Origin of the sequence: Brevundimonas sp., from assembly GCF_032017145.1 — a bacterium.
GTDB lineage: Bacteria > Pseudomonadota > Alphaproteobacteria > Caulobacterales > Caulobacteraceae > Brevundimonas.
In genome coordinates this window covers 1-21904 of the sequence record NZ_DALZQC010000006.1, presented here as the reverse complement: position 1 = coordinate 21904, position 21904 = coordinate 1, and the positions used below count along the sequence as shown (strand labels likewise).

The window sequence follows — 21904 nt, the reverse complement described above, 5'->3', positions numbered from 1 at the left end:
GGCCGGTGTCAACGCACGGCTGGCCAGAAGGGGCGATTGTTGCGTCTCCAACCCTTGCCGTTCGTCCGAATCACGTTTTCGCGCAAAGGCCGGCCGCCTCTAGGCGATCGGTCCCGCGATTTGGCAGGGTGGATGCATGATCCTGTTCGCCCTCCTCGCCACAGCGTCCCTGGCGCAGGCGCCCCAAGCCGCGGGGCTTCTGGACGCCACGCCCGAAACCTATCAGGCCCCCGTGATCCGGCCGTTCGAACCGCCGTCCGACTTCGGCCGGGAAGTCGAAGCCCAGGGCGACGCCGGCGGCGACTGGCGACGCAGCCCGTTGACCGCGCCGGTGGTCGTGGAGGACTACGCCGGCGACTATGAAGTCAGCCCTGGCGACGGGCAGACCGCCTACGACCAGGGCGTGGCCCAGGCCGAGATCGACGCCGACCGTCTTTCCGGACCGCTGGACGGACGCTGGCGGGTCGCGGACGCCGACGGCAGGCCGCTGTTGTCCTTCGCCCTGACCGACCGGGGCGAGGGCCGACGCATCGAGGGCGCCTGGCGTCGGCTGGACGCGCGGGGGGCGTCGACGGCTGAAGGTCCGGCCGGTCCGGCCGGTTTCGACGGCGCCGCCGCCGTGGTGCCGCTGGCGGGCGGGGAACTGCATCTGCGCGCCGTCGGCCGGGGCTGGAGCGGCGAACTGGTCCAGAACGGCCGCGCGCGCCCGGTGACTGTCGCCCGCCCCGGCTAGGCTGGCGGCCGTGAATTAGCCACCCTATATGTGACGAATGACACAGATCCCGCCCCGCCCCGTCCTTCGCCTGCACCCCGCCGTTCGCGACGACATCGGCGATCTGACCACCCGCCGCCCCGTGCCCGGCCCCGGCGTGGACCAGATCGATCCCTTCCTTTTCCTGAACCACCACGGGCCCCAGACCTATGCCCCCGGCAATGCGGGCCTGCCGTTCGGTCCCCATCCGCACCGAGGCTTCGAGACCGTCACCTTCATCCTGGACGGCGAACTGGCCCATAACGATTCCGGCGGCGGGGAGAGCATCATCAAGGCGGGCGGCATCCAGTGGATGACCGCCGGCTCCGGCCTGATCCACGCCGAACTGTCCCCGGCCGCCTTCAAGCGCGACGGCGGGCCGATGGAGATCCTGCAGCTGTGGGTGAACCTGCCGTCTCGGCTGAAGATGACCAAGCCGGACTATGTGGGCCTGCAGAAATCCGACATTCCGACCTTCGTCACCGAGGCCGGCGTCACGGTCGAGCCGGTCTCCGGCGAATGGCTGGGCGTCAAAGCGCCGATCCAGTCGCTGATCGACATCCATCTGGCCGTCGTCCGCCTGCCCGTCGGCGCGACGTTCCAGACGCCGGTCGCGCCCGGCCGCAACGTCTTCCTTTACGTCGTCAAGGGCGAGGTCTCCGTCGCCGGAACCGCCGTGCCGCAATGGAACCTGACCGCCCTGGGCGACGGCGATGCGGTTGAGATCACCGCCCCGTCGGACGCCGTCGTCCTGCTGGGCCACGCCGAACCCATCGGCGAGCCGGTCTTCAGCCACGGCCCCTTCGTGATGAACACCCGCGAAGAGATCATCCAGGCGGTCCAGGACTACCAATCCGGCAAATTCGGCCCGCCCCCGAGGGTGTGAGACGGGCGCTTCCGTCTCCTCCCTGCTTTGCGGGGAGGTGGCGCGGCGCTTCTTCAGCGCCGTGACGGAGGGGTTCTTCGGAGCGTCACCGATCAGGGGCCGTGAGGCGCTCAGAACCCCTCCACCGCTTCGCGGTCCCCCTCCCCGCAAAGCGGGGAGGAGACATCGTGTTCTCTGGCTCGCGCGCCTCTCCCCGTGCAGATGATGCGCTCCTCGCCAAAACCCTATATGACGCCGGTTCCTTAGCGACCGCCGAGCCGAAGACCTGCCCATGCCCAGCCTGAACGAGATCCGCGCCACCTATCTGAACTATTTCGCGGCCGACGGTCACGAGAAGGTGCACTCGGCTCCGCTGGTGCCGCAGAACGACCCTTCCCTGCTGTTCGTCAACGCCGGCATGGTGCCGTTCAAGGACTATTTCACCGGCGCCGCCAAGCCGCCCTATCCGCGCGCGACCAGCTCACAGAAATGCGTGCGCGCCGGGGGCAAGCACAACGACCTGGACAACGTCGGCTATACGGCCCGGCACCTGACCTTCTTCGAGATGCTGGGCAACTTCTCCTTTGGCGACTATTTCAAGGAACACGCCATCGACCGGGCGTGGAAACTGGTCACGCAGGATTTCGGGCTGGACGCCAAACGCCTGCTGGTCACCGTCTATATCGACGATGACGAGGCCGCCGCGATCTGGAAGAAGGTCACCGGCTTCTCCGACGACAAGATCATCCGCATCGCCGGCGCCGACAACTTCTGGGCCATGGGCGACAGCGGTCCCTGCGGTCCCTGCACCGAAATCTTCTGGGACCACGGCGACAAGATCGCCGGCGGCCCTCCCGGCAGCCCGGACGAGGACGGCGACCGCTACGTTGAGATCTGGAACAACGTCTTCATGCAGTTCGAGAAGGAGAACGACCAGATCGTTCGCAACCTTCCCAAGCCCAGCGTGGACACCGGCATGGGTCTGGAGCGGATGACCACCGTCCTCCAGGGCGTGCATTCGGTGTTCGAGACCGACCTGTTCAAGACCCTGATCGCCGCGTCCGAAGACGCCACCTCGACCAGGTCCGAGGGCGAGCGCGCGGCCAGTCACCGGGTCATCGCCGACCACCTGCGCTCGTCGTCCTTCCTGATCGCGGACGGCGTCACGCCGTCGAACGAGGGACGGGGCTATGTGCTGCGCCGCATCATGCGCCGCGCCATGCGCCACGCCCACCTGCTGGGCGCGGCCGACCCGCTGATGCATCGCCTGGTCCCGACCTTGGTCGCGGAAATGGGCGACGCCTATCCCGAACTGGCCCGCGCCCAGCCCTTCATCGAGGACACGCTGAAGCAGGAAGAGATCCGGTTCCGCACCACGCTTGGACGCGGCATGACCCTGTTCGACACGGCGGTTCAGGGCTTCAAGCCCGGCGACATGCTGGACGGCCAGACCGCCTTCACCCTGTCCGACACCTATGGCTTCCCGCTGGACCTGACCCAGGACGAGGCTCGTCGTCGCGGCTTCTCGGTCAATGTCGACGGCTTCGAGGCCGCCATGGCCGAACAGCGCCGGCGCTCGCGCGAGAACTGGAAGGGCTCGGGCCAGACGGCCAACGCCGGAGAATGGCTGGCCGTGCGCGACCGCATGGGGCCGACCGTCTTCACCGGCTATGACGCTGTCGAAGGGTCGGGCGAGGTTCTGGCCATCATGAACGGCGGCGCGCCCGTCGAGGCGGCAGAAGCGGGCGACATCGTCGAGGTCCTGTTCGACACGACGCCCTTCTACGCCGAGAGCGGCGGCCAGACCGGCGACCAAGGCACGCTGGAATGGCCCGGCGGTGAAGCCGAGGTGCTGGACGTCAAGAAACATGCCGGCGACCTGCACGTCCTGTCCGTCCAGATCACGGCTGGCAAGCTCCAGATCGGCGCCCGCGTGGCGCAGAGCGTGGACGCCGAAAAACGCCTGACCACGCGCGCCAACCACTCGGCCGCCCACCTGCTGCACACCGCGCTGAAGAATGTCCTCGGCCCGCAGGTGGCGCAGAAGGGCCAACTGGTCGACGCCGAGCGCGCCCGCTTCGACTTCAGCCATTCGGCCCCGGTCACCGAGGACGAGCTGGCCGCCATCGAGGCCGAGGTCAACGCCGTGATCCGCCAGAACGTCCCGGCGGAAACCAGGTTGATGGCCCCCGCAGACGCCATCGAGGCCGGCGCCATCGCCCTGTTTGGCGAGAAGTACGGCGACGAGGTACGCGTCCTGACCCTGGGCCGTTCGCTGGTTTCGGACAACGCCCCCTATTCGGTCGAACTGTGCGGCGGCACCCACGTCGCCCGCACGGGCGACATCGGCCTGTTCAAGGTGGTTCAGGAGACCGGCGTCGCCGCCGGCGTCCGCCGTATCGAGGCCCTGACCGGCGAGGCGGCGCGCCTCTATCTGGAAGGTCAGGCCAGGGTCGCCCGCAACCTGGCCCGCGACTTCAAGATCCAGCCGCTGGATGTGGCGGCCCGCGTCGAGACCCTGCAAGGGTCGGTCAGGACGCTGGAGAAACAGGTGGCCGAGTTGAAGAAGCAGCTGGCCCTGGGCGGCGGCTCGGGCGCGTCCTCCGCACCGGAGGAGATCAACGGCGTCAAGCTGATCGCCCGCGTCCTGGACGGTGTTGACGGCAAGGGGCTGCGCGGCGTGGCCGAGGACTTCAGGAAACAGGTCGGCACGGGCGTCGTGGCCCTGATCGGTGTGACCGAAGGCAAGGCCGCCGTCACCGTCGCCGTCACCTCGGACCTGACCGGCACGGTCAACGCCGCCGACCTGGCCCGCGCCGCCGTTCTGGTCATGGGCGGTCAGGGCGCGGGCGGCAAGCCCGACTTCGCCCAGGGCGGCGCACCGGACGGATCAAAGGCCGAGGATGGTCTGGCGGCGGTGCGAGCGGCGCTGGGCTGAACCGACAAGGCCCTCTTCCGACGGAAGGGGGCCGCTGCATCACATCATCGGGTCGGGCGTCAGATCGACCCCGGCCAGCTTCCAGCTGAACGGCCCGCGACGCTCCAGGATCAAGACCAGTTCCTCTTCGGGCTTGTCGTCGCGCGTCAGGGTCACGGCGAAGCGGTTCAGCCCGCGATAGGCCCAGGACTGGCGCACCTTGTCCTTGGGCGCGGCGGGGGTGTCGTCGGCCGGCACAGGCCGTTCCGGTTCCGGCGTCTCGCCGGACCGCACCAGGGCGGCGACCCCCTGCGGCGTGACGAAGTTGTCGACAGCCCCGTCCACCAGCGACGGCGCCAGCAACATCCCCAGAGCCGCCAGCCCCCGGTCGCCCTTGGCTCGTTCGCGGATTTCCAGTCGCGCGCGGGCGTTCAGTTCGCTTTTCAGGCTGGCGCGAAAGGCGGGGAAATCAACCTGCCGCTCCAGCGCCGCCGCATCCCCGGCCCGCGCCGCCCGCACGATCCCCTGCGCCGCCAGGAAGGGCGAGACGAACAGGGCGACGGCCAGGGCGACGATCCCGGCGATGAGGGCCCCGATTACGATCTTGCGAGTCATGACCTCTCCTTCGGAAAACGGGTGACGAGGCGGCTCATGGACGACCGGTCTGGGCCGGCGCGACCAGCGGGGCCGCCCCCTCGGGCAGGCCGATATGGACCAGCTTCCATTCAAACGGTCCCCGCCGCTCGAAGGTGAACAGGGTGCGCGATCCGCCCTGATCGGCGACCGCCATCCGCACCCGGTTGACGCTCCAATAGGCCGGCCGCGGCCAGGGTTTCGCGACCTTGGCCCCCGGCGGCGTCGCGGCCTGCGTCCGCTGGTTGGCGTATCGCCCCTCGCCCCGCAGCAGGGCCGACAGGGCCGCCGGCGTCAGATAGGCGTTCACGTCGGGCTGACGCTGCAACGGGTTCTGCTGATCGAACTGTCGGCGGAAGGCGCCGATGGGATCCTCCAGGAAGGACGGCGCCGGCGCCATCGCCTCGGGCCGTCCGGCCAACTGCGGCCTCAGCGACTGACGCACCGCGCCGAAGTCGATCAGCCGCGACAGCCCCGCCACGTCGCTGGCCTCCGCCGCCGACCGTATGGCGAAGAAGCCCACCGCCGGCGCGGCGAAGAAGGCCAGCACCGCCACGGCGAGCGCCGCCAGCACCAGATTTCCGAACAGCCGCTTCACGAACGCTTCCTCATTATCGCCGATCATGCACGCCCCGGCTCCCGGCACAACGAAAAGCCCCGACGGATCGCTCCATCGGGGCCTTCATTCTTGTCCAGCCTATCGCGCTTCGCACGACTTGAGGACGTTCTGGCGTCCTGTCGGCAATACGGTTCGGCTTGGCGCCTGTGGCCCTCAGCCCACGTCGGGCAGGGCGGTCTTCAGGTTTTCGGCCACCTTGTCGAGGAAGCCCTCGGTGGTCAGCCAGCCCTGCTGGTCGCCGACCAGCAGCGCCAGGTCCTTGGTCATGAAGCCGGCCTCGACGGTGTCCACGACCACCTTCTCCAGGGTGTCGGCGAACTGGTCCAGGGCCGCATTGCCGTCCAGCTTGGCGCGGTGCTTGAAGCCGCGCGTCCAGGCGAAGATCGAGGCGATCGAGTTGGTCGAGGTGGCCTCGCCCTTCTGGTGCTGGCGATAGTGGCGGGTCACGGTGCCGTGGGCGGCTTCCGTCTCCAGCACCTTGCCGTCCGGCGTCATCAGGACCGAGGTCATCAGGCCTAGCGAGCCGAAGCCCTGCGCCACCACGTCGGACTGCACGTCGCCGTCGTAGTTCTTGCACGCCCAGACGAAGCCGCCCGACCACTTCATCGCAGCCGCCACCATGTCGTCGATCAGGCGGTGCTCATAGGTCAGGCCGCGCGCCTTGAATTCGGCGGCGTAGTGTTCGTCGAACACTTCCTGGAACAGGTCCTTGAAGCGGCCGTCATAGGCTTTCAGGATCGTGTTCTTGGTCGACAGATAGACCGGATAGTTGCGCTGCAGGCCATAGGCGAAGCTGGCGTGGGCGAACTCGCGGATCGAGGCGTCCTGGTTGTACATGGCCATGGCCACGCCGGCGCCCGGGGCCTTGTAGACCTCGTGCTCGATCACTTCGCCGTCCTCGCCGACGAACTTGATCGTCAGGGTGCCGGGGCCGGGCATCAGGAAGTCGGTGGCCTTGTACTGGTCGCCGAAGGCGTGACGGCCGACGACGATCGGCTGGGTCCAGCCCGGAACCAGGCGCGGCACGTTCGAGCAGATGATCGGCTCGCGGAAGACCACGCCGCCCAGAATGTTGCGGATGGTGCCGTTCGGCGACTTCCACATCTTCTTCAGGCCGAACTCCTGCACGCGGGCTTCGTCAGGGGTGATGGTGGCGCACTTCACGCCGACGCCGTGCTTCTGGATCGCGTGGGCGGCGTCGATGGTCACCTGGTCGTCGGTGGCGTCGCGGTGCTCCATGCCCAGGTCGTAGTAGTCCAGCTCCAGATCCAGGAAGGGGAAGACCAGCTTGTCCTTGATCATCTGCCAGATGATGCGGGTCATTTCGTCGCCGTCGATGTCGACGATGGGGTTTTCGACCTTGATCTTGGCCATGCGCGTGTCCGCCTGTGACTATGGAAGGGAATATCGTGGCGGCGGTATAGCGGGGCCGCGCGTTCACGCAAACCCCGGCCCCGCGTTAACCCTGCCCGGAAAAAGCCATCCGCAGTCAAGCTGAACCCCAGGCGCGCTTTCGGATTCCTTCAGGCCCGGAACGACGACGGACGACGGAATGACGGATGAAGAACGCGACCTGGTCGAGCAGTGGATCATGATCTTTTGCGAGGCGCCGCCGGTGATCGACGCGGAACTGATGCGCCGGCTGATCGCTGAGCATCAAGCGGAGCCGCAGGGAGCACAGCCATGCCGGAAAAGACATTCAAGGCCGGTGATCGCGTAGAATGGGATCATAGCCAGGGCACGACCACCGGCAAGGTGGTCAGGAAGGCCACCTCTGAAACCCACATCAAGGGCCACAAGGTCGCCGCCTCTCCCGACAATCCGGAATATATCGTCGAGAGCGCCAAGACCGGCGCACGCGCGGCGCACAAGCCGTCGGAGTTGAAGAAGGCATGATCCCTCCCCGACTGATGGTGGCGGTCGCCGCGTCCGCCCTCGTTCTTGCCGCCTGCGGCGACAAGGATGCGACGAAGAAGACCGGCGCGCCCACCGCGCCCGCCGCATCCGCCCCGACGCCCGCCGCCGCGCCGGTGCTTCAGATCACCAGCGAGTCCAAAGCGTTCCGCGACTGGAACGCCACCTGCGGCAATGACGGAACCTGCTGGGCCTTCGGCTTCACCTCCGGGTTCAATGGCGGCTGGGTCCGCATCGCGCTCGACCCCGGCCCGGACGCCAGGCCTCAGGTGCTGTTTGGCTACTGGCCCGACGGCGATGCGAAGGGGCCGGCCCGCATCGGCCTGACCATCGACGGCCGCAACTTCGCCGCCGATCTGAACGCGGCCAGCCAGGACGACGCCCCGATCGGCCAGATCCCCGGCGACGTCCGGCCCGTCATCGACGCCCTGGCCCAGGGCAAGGTCATGACCATTCGCGGCGTCTCCAGCCAGGACATCTCCCTGCACGGCGCAGCGGCCGCCCTGTTATGGATCGACGAGAAGCAAGGGCGTCTCGATACGCCCACGGCCCTGATGCGACGCGGCGACAAGCCGGCCTCGACCGTGCCGGTCGCGCCTGACTTGCCCACGGTGGCGGCTGCGCCGCCCGTGAACCAGGCGGGCTTCGGCGATCAGAACCAGACCCTGCCCGCCGCCCTTCGCCGCCTGACCGAGGTCGGAAACTGTCTGAAGGAATCCGCCATGCCGGCCGTCAGCGACATGGTCATGTCCGCCCGGCTGGATGCGCGCACCGAGCTGTGGGCCGTGCCCTGCGGCTCGGGCGCCTACAACCTGACCCACAACTGGTATCTGACCGGACCGGGCGGGCGCGATCCCCGACCGGCGGCGCTGATCGGCACGGCCGGGCCGGGCGCGGACCCGAACATGCCCGACAACTCGACGGTCAACGGCGAATACGATCCCGGTTCGCGCACCCTGTCCAGCTTCGCCAAGGGGCGCGGCATCGGCGATTGTGGGACCTTGCAGACCTGGACCTGGACCGGCCAGCGCTTCGTTTTGACACGCGAAAGCACGATGGGCGAATGCGCGGGCGTGCCGTCCGACTTCTGGCCTGTCGCCTGGCGCACGCGGTGAACGACCCAGAGGTTCTGGTCATCGGCGCCGGCCCCGCCGGCTTGACGGCCGCGACCTACCTCGCCCGCTTTCGTCGCCAGACCTTGGTGATCGACGGCGGACGACCGCGCGCCTGCTGGATCCCCCTCAGTCACAATACGCCCGGCTTTCCCGCCGGCGTCTCCGGCCCCGACATCCTGGCCCGGATGCGCGAACAGGCCGAGGAATTTGGCGCCGTCCTCTCGGCGGGTCGAGTGACGACCCTGGCCCCGGATGGCCAAGGCTTCGTCGCCGAAGTCGAGGGCCAGACCCTGCGCGCCCGCGCCGTCCTTCTGGCCACCGGCGTCGTCGATCATCACCCTGATCTGCCAGACGTTGAGCGGGCGGTTCAGCGGGCGCTGGTGCGCATCTGCCCGATCTGCGACGGCTATGAGGCGACCGGCAAGGTCGTCGCCGTCATCGGGCGCAGCGACAAGGGCGCGCGCGAGGCCGCCTTCATGCGGACCTATTCCGACCGGGTCACCCTGATCCACATCGGTCCGCCGGACGCCCTGACACGGCGTGACGAGCTGGACCGGCTGGGCGTCGAACTGATCTTCGCTCCGCTGGAGGCCGTACGGCTGGAACAGGATCGGGTCACGGCCCTGACCTGGAAAGGGCCGGGCGGATCGGTCCAGACGCGGGCTTTCGACCTGGTCTATTCGGCGCTGGGAACATCGCCGAACGCCGAACTGGCCCAAGGGCTGGGGGCGCGCCTGTCCGACGACGGCCGGCTGGAGGTCGATCTGCACCAGGCGACCAGCGTGCCCGGCCTCTACGCCGCCGGCGACGTGGTGCGCGGCCTCAACCAGATCGCCGTGGCCACCGCCGAGGCCGCCGTCGCCGCCACCGACATCCACAACCGCCTGCGCCAGATCGACGGCCTGACCGTCGCGGATTAGGCCAAACTTCTAGGCGCGGCCGCCCACGATCCGTTCCAGCACCGCCAGCGGCAGCGACCCATTCTCCAGAACCTTGTCGTGGAAGGCGCGCAGGTCGAAGTCGGGCTTGGCTTCGGCCTCCTTGCGCAGGCGGGCGATGACCGTATGGCCGACCTTGTAGGAACAGGCCTGGCCGGGCCAGACGCAGTAGCGGTTGATCTCGCTGTTCGACGCATCCAGCGGCTTGGCGCCCGAGGCCGCCATATAGTCGACCGCCTGTTCCCGGTTCCAGCGCTCGGAATGCAGGCCCGTGTCCACCACCAGCCGCACGGCCCGGAACAGATAGGACATCAGGAAACCCACCCGGCCCAGCGGATCGGTCGCATAGGCGTCCAGGTCGTCGGCCGCCACCGCCTCGGCGTACAGGGCCCAGCCCTCGTTATAGGCTGAAAATCCCCCGGCCCTGCGCCATTGCGGCAGTTCGTCGGACTCGCGCTGCAACGCCACCTGCAGGTGATGCCCCGGCGAAGCCTCGTGATAGGTCAGGGTCGGCAGGGCGAACTTCGGCCAGTTCCCGCTGTCGCGCAGGTTGATGTAATAGGCGCCCGGTCGCGACCCATCCAACGGCGGTCCCTGGTAATAGCCGCCCGGCGCACCCGACTGGATCGACACCGGCACGCGACGGATTTCGACGTGCGATTTCGGAAGGCGGCCGAACACCTGGGGCAGTTTCGGCTCCAGATCGGCGACCAGCCGGTTCAGCCAGGCCAGCAGTTCGGCCTTGCCGGCGTCGGCGTTGGCGAACAGCTGGGCCGGCTCCTTGTTCAGGGCCTGGATGCGTTCGCCGACCGTGCCTTGGGTATAACCCTGGGCCTTCAGGATGGCGTCGATCTCGGCGCTGATCTCGGCGACCTGTTCGCGGCCCAAGGCGTGGATTTCACGGGCGGTCAGGGTCGTGGTCGTATTGGCCTTCAGCCCCGCCGCATAAAAGGCCTCGCCGTCCGGCAGACGCCAGACCCCCGCCTCATGGGTGGCGCGGGGGCGCAAGGCTTCCAGCGCCACGATCTGGGCGGCCAGGGCCGGTTTGACCTTCTGGTCCAGGATCGCGGCGGCGCGACTGTCATAGCCGGCCAGGCCCAGATCGCCCGTCTTGCGCGCCAGCGACTTCAGCATGGCCATTTCGGCGGCGGGCGTGTCGCGCAGAGCGCGGATCTGCGGCAGCATCCGGTCGATGATGAAGTCGGGCGGGATCACGCCCAGACCGGCGTCTTCCTCGATCTTGGCCGTCTCGCCGTCCAGCACGCCCGAGAAGGCTTCCAGTCGCGACAGGAAGGCGTCGGCGCCGGCCGAATCCTCGATCCGGTGCTGATTGTCCAGGAAGTCCGGCGTGCTGAAATAGGCGCCGGACAACTGGGTCACGACATAGGGCGACGGTCGCCCCGGCCCCGCCCCATAGCCGAAGCGCGCCGTCTCGGCCGCCGTCTCGGCGCCGAAGGCGGCGATGGCGTAGTTCAGCACCCCCGCCGGCGACAGACCGGCCCGGTCGAAGCCTTTCAACTGGCCCCAGCGATCCACGGCCTTCGCACGGTCCTTGCGGATCGCCTCCGGCCCGGCCGCGCTGAGCCTTGACGACAGGCCGGCGCGCGCGCCCCGATCCAGGCCCAGGTTGGTGGCGCGCTCCGGGCTTTCGTCGATATCGGCCTCGAACCACCCGTTCAGCAGGCTGTTCAGCCGTTCGTCCGCGTCGGTCGGCCTGGTTTGGGCGTGAGCCAAGGAAGGCGCGACCGCCGCCGTGGCGGCGGCGGTCAGCAGAAGGCGGCGACGATCGATCATGTGGCGAACTCTCGGTGACGGGACCGCGTCGCGCCAAAGCGGTCCCTGCGTGTCTTCGACGTCGGTCGGCGCGACCGGATGCGGTCAGGCCTGGGCTGTGACCCAGTCGTTGACGATCCGCTCCAGCACCGACAGGGGCACCCCGCCGGCGGCCAGGGCCGTGTCGTGGAAGCCCTTGATGTCGAACCTGGACCCCAGGGTCGTCTTGGCCGTCTCGCGCAGCCGAACCCATTCGTTGTGCCCCACCTTGTAGGCGCAGGCTTGGCCGGGCCAGCCGCAGTAGCGTTCGACCTCGGACGTCGCGGCGCCCTCCTGATCGCCATAGGCCTCCATCATGTAGCGGATGCCCTGTTCACGGCTCCAACGCTTGGAATGGATGCCGGTGTCCACCACCAGGCGCGCGGCGCGGAACATCAGCGACTGAAGATAGCCGATCTGCCCGACCGGATCGTTCTCATAGGCGCCCAGTTCGTCGGCCAGCTGTTCGGCGTAAAGCCCCCAGCCCTCAACATAGCTGGAGAAGCCCAGCAGGTTCATCAGAAGCGGCGCGGATTCGCTCTCCTGCTGCAGGCTGATCTGCAGATGGTGGCCCGGCGTGGCCTCGTGATAGGTCAGGGTCGGCAGGGACCAGGACGGCCATTCCGCCGTGTCCTTCAGATTGATCCAGTAGATGCCGGGCCGCGTCCCATCTAGGCTGGGCGCGTTGTAATAGCCCATCGGCGCCCCGGCCTCGATCTCGGGCGGCACGCGCTTGATCTCGACCTTGGCCTTGGGCAGGCGGCCGAAGGCGTTGGGCAGCCGCGCCTGCATGTCCGCCATCTGGGCGTTCAGCTTGGCGATCAACTCGGCCTTGCCCGCATCGGTATTGGCGTAGATGTATTTGGGATCGTCCCCCAGGGCCGCGATCCGTTGGGCGACCGACCCCTGCGTCAGCCCTTGCGCCTTCAGCAGACCGTCGGCGCGGGCGGTCAGTTCGGCCATCTGTTCGACGCCGGTGCGGTGGATCTCGTCCGCCGTCAGCCGGGTGGTGGTGATGTAGCGCAGGCTGTTGGCGTAATACTGCTCGCCCTGCGGCAGGCGACGCACCGAGGCCTCGTGCACAGCGCCGGGCTGAGCGGCCTTCAGCACGGCGTTCTGCGCCGCCAGGGCCGGATAGACCCGCGTCTCGATCAGGCGCTGGACCTGGGCGCCCCAGTCGCCGGTCAGGCCCTTGGCCTGGGTGCGGTCCACGACCGACTGGGTCAGGGGCGATGTCGCCGCCGAAGTGGCCAAGACGCCGTCCTGCTGGCGGATCGCCTTGGCCAGGATGAAGTCGGGCGGCACGACGCCCAGCGCATACTCCTCCTTCAACCGGTCCGTCTCGGCGGCCAGGACATCGGCGAAGGCGTTGACCCGCGCCACATAGGCGTCGGCGTCGGCGGCCGTCTCTATGGTGTGCTGATTGGCCAGAAAGTCCGGTGTGGACTGATAGGCGCCGCCCTGCTGGCTGACCCTATACGGATTGGGCCAACCGCCCTGGCCATAGGGGGTGTCGTAGGTGGCGATCACCCCGTCCAGATTGTCCTTGATGCTGTCGTAATAGTTCAGGTCGCGGGGCGACAGGGCGCGGCGGTCGATGCGGGCCAGGTCGGCGGACTGCTGGCGGATGAAGTCGCGCTGGCCCTCCTCCTCGGCGCGGGTCGGGGCGGTCAGTTGCGACTTGGCGGCGGCGCGCGCGCCTTTGTCCAGGCCAAACATGGTCACGACCTCGGGCGCGCGATCCAGCGTGCCCTCGAACGCCCTGTCCATGAAGGTCTTGAAGGCGGCGTCGGCGCCGCCGGCCACATCGCCGTCCTGAGGTCGGGCCACAGCGGCCGCGCCGCCTACGGCGCAAAGCCCCGCGCCCAAGGCGGCGGACTGAAGAAGACGGCGACGATCCAGCATGACGTTCTCCCCACGGACGATGCGGCAATGGAGACCGCACGCGCAGACGCGGCAAGCGAAATCGCCGCAAGGCCGGCCCATACGGCGAAGAAAAAGGCCCGGCGGATCGCTCCGCCGGGCCTCGTTCAGTCCTGGTCTCGACGTCGTTTAGTCGCGACGACGGCGGCCGCGATCGCCCCCGCGATCACCGCCCTCGCGCTTGGGACGACCGCCGGTGTCTTCCGACAGGGGGGCCTCGCCGCGCTCGGCGCGTTCGGCGTTGATCTTGTCGGTGATGTCCTCGCCGGTTTCCTGATCCACGACCTTCATCGACAGCTTGGTCTTGCCGCGATCGTCGAAGCCCAGGAACTTGACCTTGACCTCCTGGCCTTCCGACAGGACGTCGGCCGGATTGGCGACGCGTTCCAGAGCGATCTGGGACACGTGGACCAGGCCGTCCTTGGCGCCGAAGAAGTTCACGAAGGCGCCGAAATCGACGACTTTCACGACCTTGCCGGTGTAGATCGTGCCGACTTCCGGTTCCGAGGCGATGGACTGGATCCAGGCCTTGGCGGCGTCGATCTTCTCCTGGTCATTGGCGGCGACCTTGATGGTGCCGTCATCGCCGATGTCGATCTTGGCGCCGGTCTTCTCGACGATCTCGCGGATCACCTTGCCGCCCGAACCGATCACTTCACGGATCTTGTCGACCGCGATCTTGATGGTTTCGATCTTGGGCGCGTGCTCGCCGAGTTCGGTGCGCGGCGCGTCCATGGCCTTGGACATCTCGTCCAGGATGTGCAGGCGACCGGCCGAAGCCTGGGTCAGGGCTTGTTCCATGATCTCCTTGGTGATGCCGGCGACCTTGATGTCCATCTGCAGGCTGGTGATGCCCTGCGACGTGCCGGCGACCTTGAAGTCCATATCGCCCAGGTGATCTTCGTCACCCAGGATGTCCGACAGGATGGCGAACTCGCCCGACGGCTCCAGGATCAGACCCATGGCGATGCCCGAGACCGGCCGGATCAGCGGAACGCCCGCGTCCATCAGGGCCAGCGACGAACCGCAGACCGTGGCCATCGAGGACGAGCCGTTGGACTCGGTGATCTCCGACACCAGACGGATGGTGTAGGGGAAGTCTTCCTTGGTCGGCAGCATCGGACGGATCGCGCGCCAGGCCAGCTTGCCGTGACCGATCTCGCGACGGCCGGGCGAACCCATGCGGCCCGCTTCACCCACCGAATAGGGGGGGAAGTTGTAGTGCAGCAGGAAGCTTTCCTTGTAGGTGCCCTGCAGGCTGTCGATGTACTGCTCGTCCTCGCCGGTGCCGAGGGTGGCGACCACCAGGGCCTGGGTTTCGCCGCGCGTGAACAGGGCCGAACCGTGGGTGCGCGGCAGGACGCCGACTTCCGACACGATGGCGCGGACCTTGTCCAGGGCGCGGCCGTCGACGCGGTGCGCGTTCTCGATGATGTCGCGACGCAGGACTTCGGCTTCGCATTCCTTGAAGGCGGCCGAGAACTTGGAGCCGTCGACGCCGTCGGGGTTCTCGTCGGTCTTCACCAGAGCGGCGGCGGCGGTCTTCTTGGCCGCATCGACGCCCGAGCGACGGTCGTATTTGCCGGGGTGGGTGTAGGCGGCCTTGATGTCCTCGCCGACCAGCGACTTGATCGAGGCGACCACGTCGGAGTGGTCTTCGGCCTGGAAGTCGAACGGCTCCTTGGCGGCGTGTTCGGCCAGGTCGATGATGGCGTCGATCACCGGCTGCATGCCCGCGTGCGCGAACATCAGGGCTTCCAGCATCTTCTCTTCCGACAGCTCCTTGGCTTCGGATTCGACCATCATCAGGGCGTCCTGCGTACCGGCGACCACCAGGTCGAGGTCCGAGGTTGGGACCTGGTCGATGGTCGGGTTCAGCACCAGCTCACCGTCGATCAGGCCGACGCGCGCGGCGCCGATCGGACCCATGAAGGGCACGCCCGAGATGGTCAGGGCGGCCGAGGCGGCGACCATGCCCAGGACGTCCGGGTCGTTTTCCATGTCGTGCTGCAGCACGGTGACGACGACCTGGGTCTCGTTCTTGAAGCCCTTGACGAACAGCGGGCGGATCGGACGGTCGATCAGGCGGGAAACCAGGGTTTCCTTCTCGGACGGACGGCCTTCACGCTTGAAGTAACCACCGGGGATCTTGCCGGCGGCGAAGGTCTTTTCCTGGTAGTTGACGGTCAGGGGGAAGAAATCCAGGCCGGGCTTGGGCGCGCGGCCATAGACGACGGTGGCCAGAACCACGGTCTCGCCATAGGTCGCCAGCACGGCGCCATCGGCCTGGCGGGCGATGCGGCCCGTTTCCAGGGTCAGCGGGCGTCCGGCCCACTCGATCGTCTTGCGTTTGATGTCGAACATATTTCGTCTTTCGTATCCCGGACGGCGTATTCCGTGCGGGGTCCCATCATGGGGTGGAGCGCGGGGCGTTCAGTCCCGAGTCCGCGGGTCGCCGCGCCATCGCGAAAAACCCGGTGAGGACCGCTTGGCCCTCGCGTCTGCGCCTTAAGTCCGAGGCGCGCGGTCGTCTCTAGGTACACAACGAGGCGCGGACGTGACCGCCCGCGCCTCGAAAGCGTTCTTTTACACTGATCCGACGCCTTAGCGGCGCAGGCCCAGCTTGGAGATGAGCGCCTGGTAGCGGCCGGCGTCGACCTTGTTCAGGTGGTCGAGCAGGCGGCGACGTTGCGACACCATCTTCAGAAGGCCACGACGCGAGTGGTTGTCCTTCTTGTGGGTCTTGAAGTGTTCGGTCAGGTTGGCGATGCGTTCCGACAGGATCGCGACCTGAACCTCGGCCGAGCCGGTGTCGCCGGCGGAGCGGGCGTTATCGGCGATGATCTCGTGCTTGCGTTCAGCAGTAACCGACATCGTAAGAGTCCTTTCTTGGCCTATCGCGCTTCGCGCTACTTGAGGCCGTGGGGTCTCGGCCCTTGCCGGATGGCGTGGGCCTAGAGGTTGAAAACGCGGTCGGGTTCTAGCCGGCCGGCCCGCAACTGACACAGCGCGACGAGGGTCTGGCCCTGAAAGGCTGAAACCGTGCGCGAACCGTCGGAAAGACGGCCTTTGAGGGTTTCCACCTGACGGGGGAGCAGAACGATCGGGCGTCCCTGCCGAAGCGAGAAGGCGTCCTGTTCCGTCACGGCCAGTTCCGGGATGTCGTCCAGAGCGGTCGCGACGGCAAGCAAGCCTTCCGAGGCGGCGCCCCTATGCACCATTTCCTCCAGAGAATCCAGAGTGACGGCGTTTTCCGTGCTGAACGGCCCGACCCGCTCGCGGCGAAGGGCGCTGACATGGCCCTCGGCGCCCAGAACCGCCGCCAGATCGCGCGCCAGAGACCGCACATAGACGCCCTTGCCGGTGCGAATGGTCAGTTCGACGTGATCGGCGTCGGGCGCGTCGCTGACCTCGGCGGAATGGATGGTCACGCGGCGGGCCTGAAGTTCGAACTCGACCCCGTCGCGCGCCAGGTCATAGGCGCGGGCGCCGTCCACCTTGATGGCGGAAAAGCGCGGCGGGGTCTGGTCGATCTCGCCGACGAAGGCGGGCAGGGCGGCCTTCACCTGATCCACGGTCGGGCGCACGTCCGACCGTCCGATGATCTCGCCCTCGCGGTCCACACTGTCGGTCGAGACGCCCCAGTTGATGGTGAAGCGATAGACCTTCTGCGCCTCCATCATCATGGGCACGGTCTTGGTCGCCTCGCCCAGCGCAATGGGCAGGATGCCGCTGGCCAGCGGGTCCAGGGTGCCCGCGTGACCGGCCTTCTGGGCGTTGAACAGACGGCGGATGCGGCTGACGGCCTCGGTCGATCCCATCTCGAACGGCTTGTCCAGGCAGACCCAGCCGTCGACGACATCGCCCTTTTTCTTGCGGGCCATTATGCTTGGCCTACCGCGCGTCGCGCTGTTTGAGGCCGGAGGATCATTGATCGTCCTCGTCTTCGTCGCGTCGTTCCAGGTCGGCGCGGACGCGGGGGTCGTCGAACAGCCGATCCATGTGGCTGGCGGCGTCGAAGCTTTCGTCGTGGCGGAAGCGCAGGTCGGGCGTGAACTTCATGTCCAGCCGCCGGCCCAGCTGACCGCGCAGGAATTTGGCGTGGGCGTTCAGCGCCTTGATGATCTCGCTCTCGTGGCCGGCGGTCGGCGCGGTCTCGACCCCGGCGCCCAGCGGCTCGACGAAACAGGTGGCGTGTTTCAGGTCGGGCGACAGCCGCACCTCGGTCACGGTGACGGACACGCCGACCAGGGCCTCGTCGTGGATATCCTCTTCGCGCAGGATGTCGACCAGGGCGTGACGGATCAGCTCGCCGGCGCGCAGTTGGCGCTGGCTGGGTCCGGCGGGGCCGGAGGCGTTACGGGTATGTTGCTTGTGGGCCATCGGCCTCTCCTTCGTGTTCGCCTGCTGGGGATCGGACCCGGCCGGATAGGCGAAAGTCGGGCGGTCTAGTCTCGCGACGGTCGCATGTCCAGTTTTCGCTCCGGGGCCCTCGCCCGTTCCGCCGCCCGCACGGACCGCATCACCTCGGCCGAGGTGATGGACCGGACCGGCCGGATCGGCACGCCCGCCGCGTTCAGCACGCTGGAAGTCCAGTGGTTGCACAGATGTCCGATGGAGAAGGTCTCATGACTGGCGAAGAACCGCGCGTCGTCGCCGGGGCGGGCCGCGACGATCCGGGGCGAACCGCCGGACAGCGCCAGGGACTGTTCGACGCGGGCCGCCATCCGGTCGAATTGCGCCCGTGCCAGGGTCAGGCGGGCCACGTCGCCGCCGTGGCTCGCGCCGGGATCGACGCTGACCGGATCCAGCATGACGACCGATGCATTGCCCGGCCGGAAGAAGGCGCGGGCGCCGTCCGGCAGGCGGTCCGTGATCGGGCTTTGATCCACATAGAACCACGCATCGCCCCAGCCGATCAGGATCCAGTCGCCGGGCGCAAGTCCCTCCGTCGCCTGAGCCAGTGGGCCGCCACGGCGCATGAGGGCGGCGCGCGGCACGGCCAGGTCAGTATGAAAGCCGTTGTCCAGCACCTGGACGACCACCGTATCGCGCGGCGCGCCGGTTTCGCGCTCGCCCGGCCGGGTCCAAGTCCCCAGGGCGGCGGCGGCGCCGATCAGGGCCGCCAGGATCAGGGCGCGGATCATCGGGTGAAGTCCCTGACGGCGCACAGCCGATCCTCGGAGGCCAGGGCGCCGGGCGGCGGACCCTGGCGCACCGGCATCAGCAGAAAGCCGTCGCGCCGCACAGCCAGCGCCAGCCAGCCCACGGCCTGACCGGCGCAAAGCCGGCTGTCCTCGTCGGCGACGACCCTGCGGATTTCGACCTGGGCGGCGGCGGGCGCGCCCATGACGTCGGCGAAGGTCCGGGCGGCGTCGGCCTTCTGGCCCGCGCCCACCAGCCTGTGCGGGGTGGTGGTCAGCCGACCTGCGCCCTCGATGGTCAGGGCGCCGCCTTCGGCCTGGAGCGTCAGGGGCGAAAGCGCGTCTGACCCGGCGGAGACATAGCGTCCCGCGACCACCGGATCGCCGATCACCACCTCCCCCTTGGCGCCGGACCCTGCGGGCGCGGCGCCCGGTTCGATCAGGCGGTTCAGAGCCGGCTCGATCACAAGGGCGCCCAGCAGGAACAGGCCGAACGCGCCGACGCCGACCGCCGCGGTCCACTTCAGCGATGGGACGCCGGACGGCGGGACGGTCGTGTTCATGCCCGACAGCTTAAGGGAACAGGGGTTGAGGAATGGTCACTCGACCCCGCCCCATTCCCGTCAGGCGATCAGTTCCGGCCGGGGCGGCGCGTCGGATCGCTGAGCTGGAACAGGCGCGCCGACAGGTTCGACGCCGGTTGCAGCGACGTCAGCTGCGTCCGGGTGCGGGCGCCTTGCGGATCGGTGATGGTCCATTCGTGCAGCCGCACCGGGTTGCCGGCGAAGGCCAGCACCACCTGGCCGTCGTTCGGCCGGCCGGCGTCGCGCGCCGTGATGGCGAAGGCGCCCGAGGCCATGCGCGTCACCCGCTCGATGCGGACGCCCTGATCCAGGCGGACATTGCGCGCCAGGAAGGTGGACAGGGGCGTGCGACCCAGCGGCACCTGCTGGAAGGTGTTCAGGCGCGGATCGTAGCGTTTGACGTTGTAGCCGTCCGACACCACCAGAAGCCCGGCGGGGTCGGTGTATTCGAACCGCATCTTGCCCGGACGCTGCAGATAGAACCGGCCCTGGCGGGTCTGGCCGCTCGGCCCCGTCTCGGTAAAGGTCCCCTGCGCCGAGGTCAGGGCCTGCAGATAGCCCTGCGCCTGCTGCACCACGGCCCGGTCGTCGGCCGACAGGTTGGACTGGGCGTGGGCGGCGTCGAAGGCGCCCAGGGCGATCAGGCCGGTCGTCAGGCCCGCGCCCAGCAGCAGGCTGCGGCGGTGCAGGTCGGGGGTGGCCATAGCCACGGTCTTGGCGCGCGAGGTCATGAAGTCCGTCTCCCGTTCGGGATGGTTGTCGATCCTGCCGTCTTGCCCGGTCGGCTTGGCGTCGGAATGACGCGAGCCTGACCATATTCCGGCGCTGCGATGAAGCCCTGTTCATCGAAATGCTGAAGCTTGGACGCGATAGCGGGTCAGACAACGGCTCCGAGCCGCAGCCGTTCCTCGATTTTCGTCACACCATCGGCGGCGGGCCGGCCAGGACGTCGCGCTTGCCGGCGTGGTTGGCGGGGCTGACCACGCCTTCCTGCTCCATCCGCTCGATCAGGGAGGCGGCGCGGTTGTAGCCGATCTGCAGGCGGCGCTGGACATAGGAGGTCGAGGCCTTGCGGTCGCGGGTGACGACGGCCACCGCGCGGTCGTAAAGGTCGTCGCCCGACCCGCCGTTTCCGCCCTCGTCATAGCCGCCGTCCGCGTCTCCGTCCGGTTCGTCGGTGATCAGGTCAAGATAGTCGGGCTCGGCCTGGGCCTTCAGGTGTTTGCAGACGTCCTCGACTTCCTTGTCGTCGACGAAGGGGCCGTGCAGGCGGGTGATGCGGCCGCCGCCCGCCATATAGAGCATATCGCCCTGCCCCAGCAGCTGCTCGCCGCCCTGTTCGCCCAGGATGGTGCGGCTGTCGATCTTGGAGGTGACCTGGAAGGAGATGCGGGTCGGGAAGTTGGCCTTGATGGTGCCGGTGATGACGTCCACCGACGGGCGCTGGGTGGCCATGATCAGGTGGATGCCGGCGGCCCGCGCCATCTGGGCCAGACGCTGGACGGCGCCTTCCACATCCTTGCCCGCGACCAGCATCAGGTCCGCCATTTCGTCCATCACCACGACCAGGAAGGGCAGCGGTTCGGGACGGATTTTCTCGGACTCATAGACCGGGCGGCCCTGGTCGTCGAAGCCGGTCTGGACCGTGCGTTCGAAATGCTCGCCCTTGGCCTGCGCCTCGCGGGCGCGTTCGTTGTAGGAAGCGATGTTGCGCACGCCCAGTTTGGACATGCGGCGATAGCGATCCTCCATCTCGCGCACCGTCCATTTCAGGGCGACGACGGCCTTCTTCGGATCGGTGACGACGGGCGCCAGCAGGTGCGGAATGCCGTCATAGACCGACAGCTCCAGCATCTTGGGATCGATCATGATGAAGCGGCATTCGGCCGGGCTGTGGCGATACAGGATCGACAGGATCATGGCGTTGACCCCGACCGACTTGCCCGAGCCGGTGGTGCCGGCGATCAGCAGGTGGGGCATCCGCGCCAGATCGGCGACATAGGGTTCGCCGCCGATGGTCTCGCCCAAGGCGAGGGGCAGCAGATGGCCCTTCTTGTCGTATTCGGCGCTGGCCAGCAGGTCGCGCAGATAGACGGTCTCGCGCTTGGCGTTGGGCAGTTCGATGCCGATGGCGTTGCGGCCCTGAACCACGCTGATGCGGCAGGCGCGGGCGGACATGGAGCGGGCGATGTCGTCGGCCAGGGCCACCACGCGGCCGTGCTTCACGCCCGGCGCCGGGACCAACTCGTACAGGGTGACCACCGGGCCGGGCCGGATCTGGTCGATCACGCCGCGCACGCCGAACTCCTGCAACACGCCTTCCAGCATCTTTGCGTTCTGCTTCAGCGAGTCCTCGTCGACCGAGGCGGTGCGTTGGCCGGGCTTGCTGAGTATGCCCAGCGGCGGCAGGTCGAAATCCCCCTCGGGCCGGGTGAAGTCGAAGGCCTGCTGGTCCAGATCGTCCTTGCGGGCCTTGGGCGCCTTGACCGCCGCGACGCGCGGTTCGACGGGTCGCGCGGCTGCGCGCGCCGCGCTGGGGGGCAAGGGGGCGGCCTCCTCCTCCCACGGCGGCAGGTCGTCATAGGCGGTCTGGGGGGCGGGATCGTCCGACGGCTCCGTTTCGAGGGGCGAGGGCACCTCTGAAACAGGCGCGGCGCGGGGGGCGCGCGCCTTGGGCGCGGCCTTCTCA

20 protein-coding genes are annotated in these 21904 nt (G+C 68.2%); 7 read left to right on the top strand and 13 right to left on the bottom strand.

Annotation, left to right across the window (positions count from 1 at the left end; translation table 11 throughout):
• Positions 1-136: 136 nt before the first annotated feature.
• The 3 genes from RTU05_RS01915 to alaS all read left to right on the top strand — a co-directional run bounded on the left by RTU05_RS01915 (position 137) and on the right by alaS (position 4554).
• Positions 137-733 carry a hypothetical protein gene (locus RTU05_RS01915; RefSeq protein WP_312595218.1) on the top strand — a complete coding sequence of 199 codons (597 nt, stop codon included), beginning with the start codon at positions 137-139 and terminating at the stop codon, positions 731-733.
• Positions 734-770: 37 nt separating this feature from the next.
• On the top strand, positions 771-1637 hold the full coding sequence (locus tag RTU05_RS01910; RefSeq protein WP_312595216.1) for a pirin family protein: 867 nt from the start codon (positions 771-773) through the stop codon (positions 1635-1637).
• A gap of 271 nt (positions 1638-1908) precedes the next feature.
• Entirely contained in the window at positions 1909-4554 is a 2646-nt protein-coding gene (alaS, locus tag RTU05_RS01905) for an alanine--tRNA ligase (RefSeq protein WP_312595214.1), read from the top strand.
• A 39-nt stretch (positions 4555-4593) separates the two neighbouring features.
• On the opposite strand, the gene RTU05_RS01900 is transcribed toward alaS, so the two are convergent.
• From RTU05_RS01900 to RTU05_RS01890, 3 genes are all read right to left on the bottom strand, one after another.
• Positions 4594-5148, bottom strand: coding sequence for a DUF2939 domain-containing protein (locus RTU05_RS01900; RefSeq protein ID WP_312595212.1), 555 nt, complete (start codon positions 5146-5148; stop codon positions 4594-4596).
• Between the two features lie 34 nt (positions 5149-5182).
• Positions 5183-5791, bottom strand: coding sequence for a DUF2939 domain-containing protein (locus RTU05_RS01895; protein WP_312595210.1), 609 nt, complete (start codon positions 5789-5791; stop codon positions 5183-5185).
• A gap of 147 nt (positions 5792-5938) precedes the next feature.
• Entirely contained in the window at positions 5939-7159 is a 1221-nt protein-coding gene (locus RTU05_RS01890; protein ID WP_039246750.1) for an NADP-dependent isocitrate dehydrogenase, read from the bottom strand.
• A 178-nt stretch (positions 7160-7337) separates the two neighbouring features.
• On the opposite strand from RTU05_RS01890, the gene RTU05_RS01885 reads away from it, so the two are divergent.
• The 4 genes from RTU05_RS01885 to RTU05_RS01870 are packed head-to-tail and all read left to right on the top strand — an operon-like array spanning position 7338 to position 9734.
• Positions 7338-7505 carry a hypothetical protein gene (locus RTU05_RS01885; RefSeq protein WP_312595208.1) on the top strand — a complete coding sequence of 56 codons (168 nt, stop codon included), beginning with the start codon at positions 7338-7340 and terminating at the stop codon, positions 7503-7505.
• Positions 7469-7681: a DUF2945 domain-containing protein gene (locus RTU05_RS01880; RefSeq protein WP_312595207.1), complete on the top strand. Its 213-nt coding sequence runs from the start codon at positions 7469-7471 to the stop codon at positions 7679-7681. The genes RTU05_RS01885 and RTU05_RS01880 overlap by 37 nt, the downstream gene beginning before the upstream one ends.
• Positions 7678-8814 carry a DUF1176 domain-containing protein gene (locus RTU05_RS01875; RefSeq protein ID WP_312595206.1) on the top strand — a complete coding sequence of 379 codons (1137 nt, stop codon included), beginning with the start codon at positions 7678-7680 and terminating at the stop codon, positions 8812-8814. Before RTU05_RS01880 ends, RTU05_RS01875 begins: the two co-directional genes overlap by 4 nt.
• Positions 8763-9734, top strand: coding sequence for an NAD(P)/FAD-dependent oxidoreductase (locus RTU05_RS01870; protein WP_312595204.1), 972 nt, complete (start codon positions 8763-8765; stop codon positions 9732-9734). The genes RTU05_RS01875 and RTU05_RS01870 overlap by 52 nt, the downstream gene beginning before the upstream one ends.
• A gap of 9 nt (positions 9735-9743) precedes the next feature.
• Here the strand turns inward: RTU05_RS01870 and RTU05_RS01865 are convergent, their stop codons facing one another.
• From RTU05_RS01865 to RTU05_RS01820, 10 genes are all read right to left on the bottom strand, one after another.
• Positions 9744-11546 (bottom strand): DUF885 family protein, encoded by a 1803-nt coding sequence (locus tag RTU05_RS01865; RefSeq protein WP_312595202.1) that lies wholly within the window; start codon positions 11544-11546, stop codon positions 9744-9746.
• An 84-nt stretch (positions 11547-11630) separates the two neighbouring features.
• Positions 11631-13469, bottom strand: coding sequence for a DUF885 family protein (locus RTU05_RS01860; RefSeq protein WP_312595200.1), 1839 nt, complete (start codon positions 13467-13469; stop codon positions 11631-11633).
• Between the two features lie 147 nt (positions 13470-13616).
• Positions 13617-15851, bottom strand: a complete 2235-nt coding sequence (gene pnp / locus RTU05_RS01855; protein ID WP_312595198.1) for a polyribonucleotide nucleotidyltransferase — start codon at positions 15849-15851, stop codon at positions 13617-13619.
• 240 nt (positions 15852-16091) lie between these two features.
• Complete coding sequence (gene rpsO / locus RTU05_RS01850; RefSeq protein WP_017506665.1) at positions 16092-16361, bottom strand: 30S ribosomal protein S15; 270 nt, start codon at positions 16359-16361, stop codon at positions 16092-16094.
• 80 nt (positions 16362-16441) lie between these two features.
• Positions 16442-17371 (bottom strand): tRNA pseudouridine(55) synthase TruB, encoded by a 930-nt coding sequence (truB, locus tag RTU05_RS01845; RefSeq protein WP_312595196.1) that lies wholly within the window; start codon positions 17369-17371, stop codon positions 16442-16444.
• Between the two features lie 43 nt (positions 17372-17414).
• Entirely contained in the window at positions 17415-17870 is a 456-nt protein-coding gene (gene rbfA, locus RTU05_RS01840) for a 30S ribosome-binding factor RbfA (RefSeq protein ID WP_312595194.1), read from the bottom strand.
• Between the two features lie 65 nt (positions 17871-17935).
• Positions 17936-18634, bottom strand: a complete 699-nt coding sequence (locus RTU05_RS01835) for a DUF2459 domain-containing protein (RefSeq protein WP_312595192.1) — start codon at positions 18632-18634, stop codon at positions 17936-17938.
• Positions 18631-19194 carry a hypothetical protein gene (locus RTU05_RS01830; RefSeq protein ID WP_312595190.1) on the bottom strand — a complete coding sequence of 188 codons (564 nt, stop codon included), beginning with the start codon at positions 19192-19194 and terminating at the stop codon, positions 18631-18633. Before RTU05_RS01830 ends, RTU05_RS01835 begins: the two co-directional genes overlap by 4 nt.
• Before the next feature lie 68 nt (positions 19195-19262).
• Positions 19263-19946, bottom strand: coding sequence for an outer membrane lipoprotein carrier protein LolA (locus tag RTU05_RS01825; RefSeq protein ID WP_312595189.1), 684 nt, complete (start codon positions 19944-19946; stop codon positions 19263-19265).
• Between the two features lie 187 nt (positions 19947-20133).
• On the bottom strand, positions 20134-21904 hold a 1771-nt coding region (locus RTU05_RS01820), incomplete at its 5' end, for a DNA translocase FtsK (protein WP_312595188.1).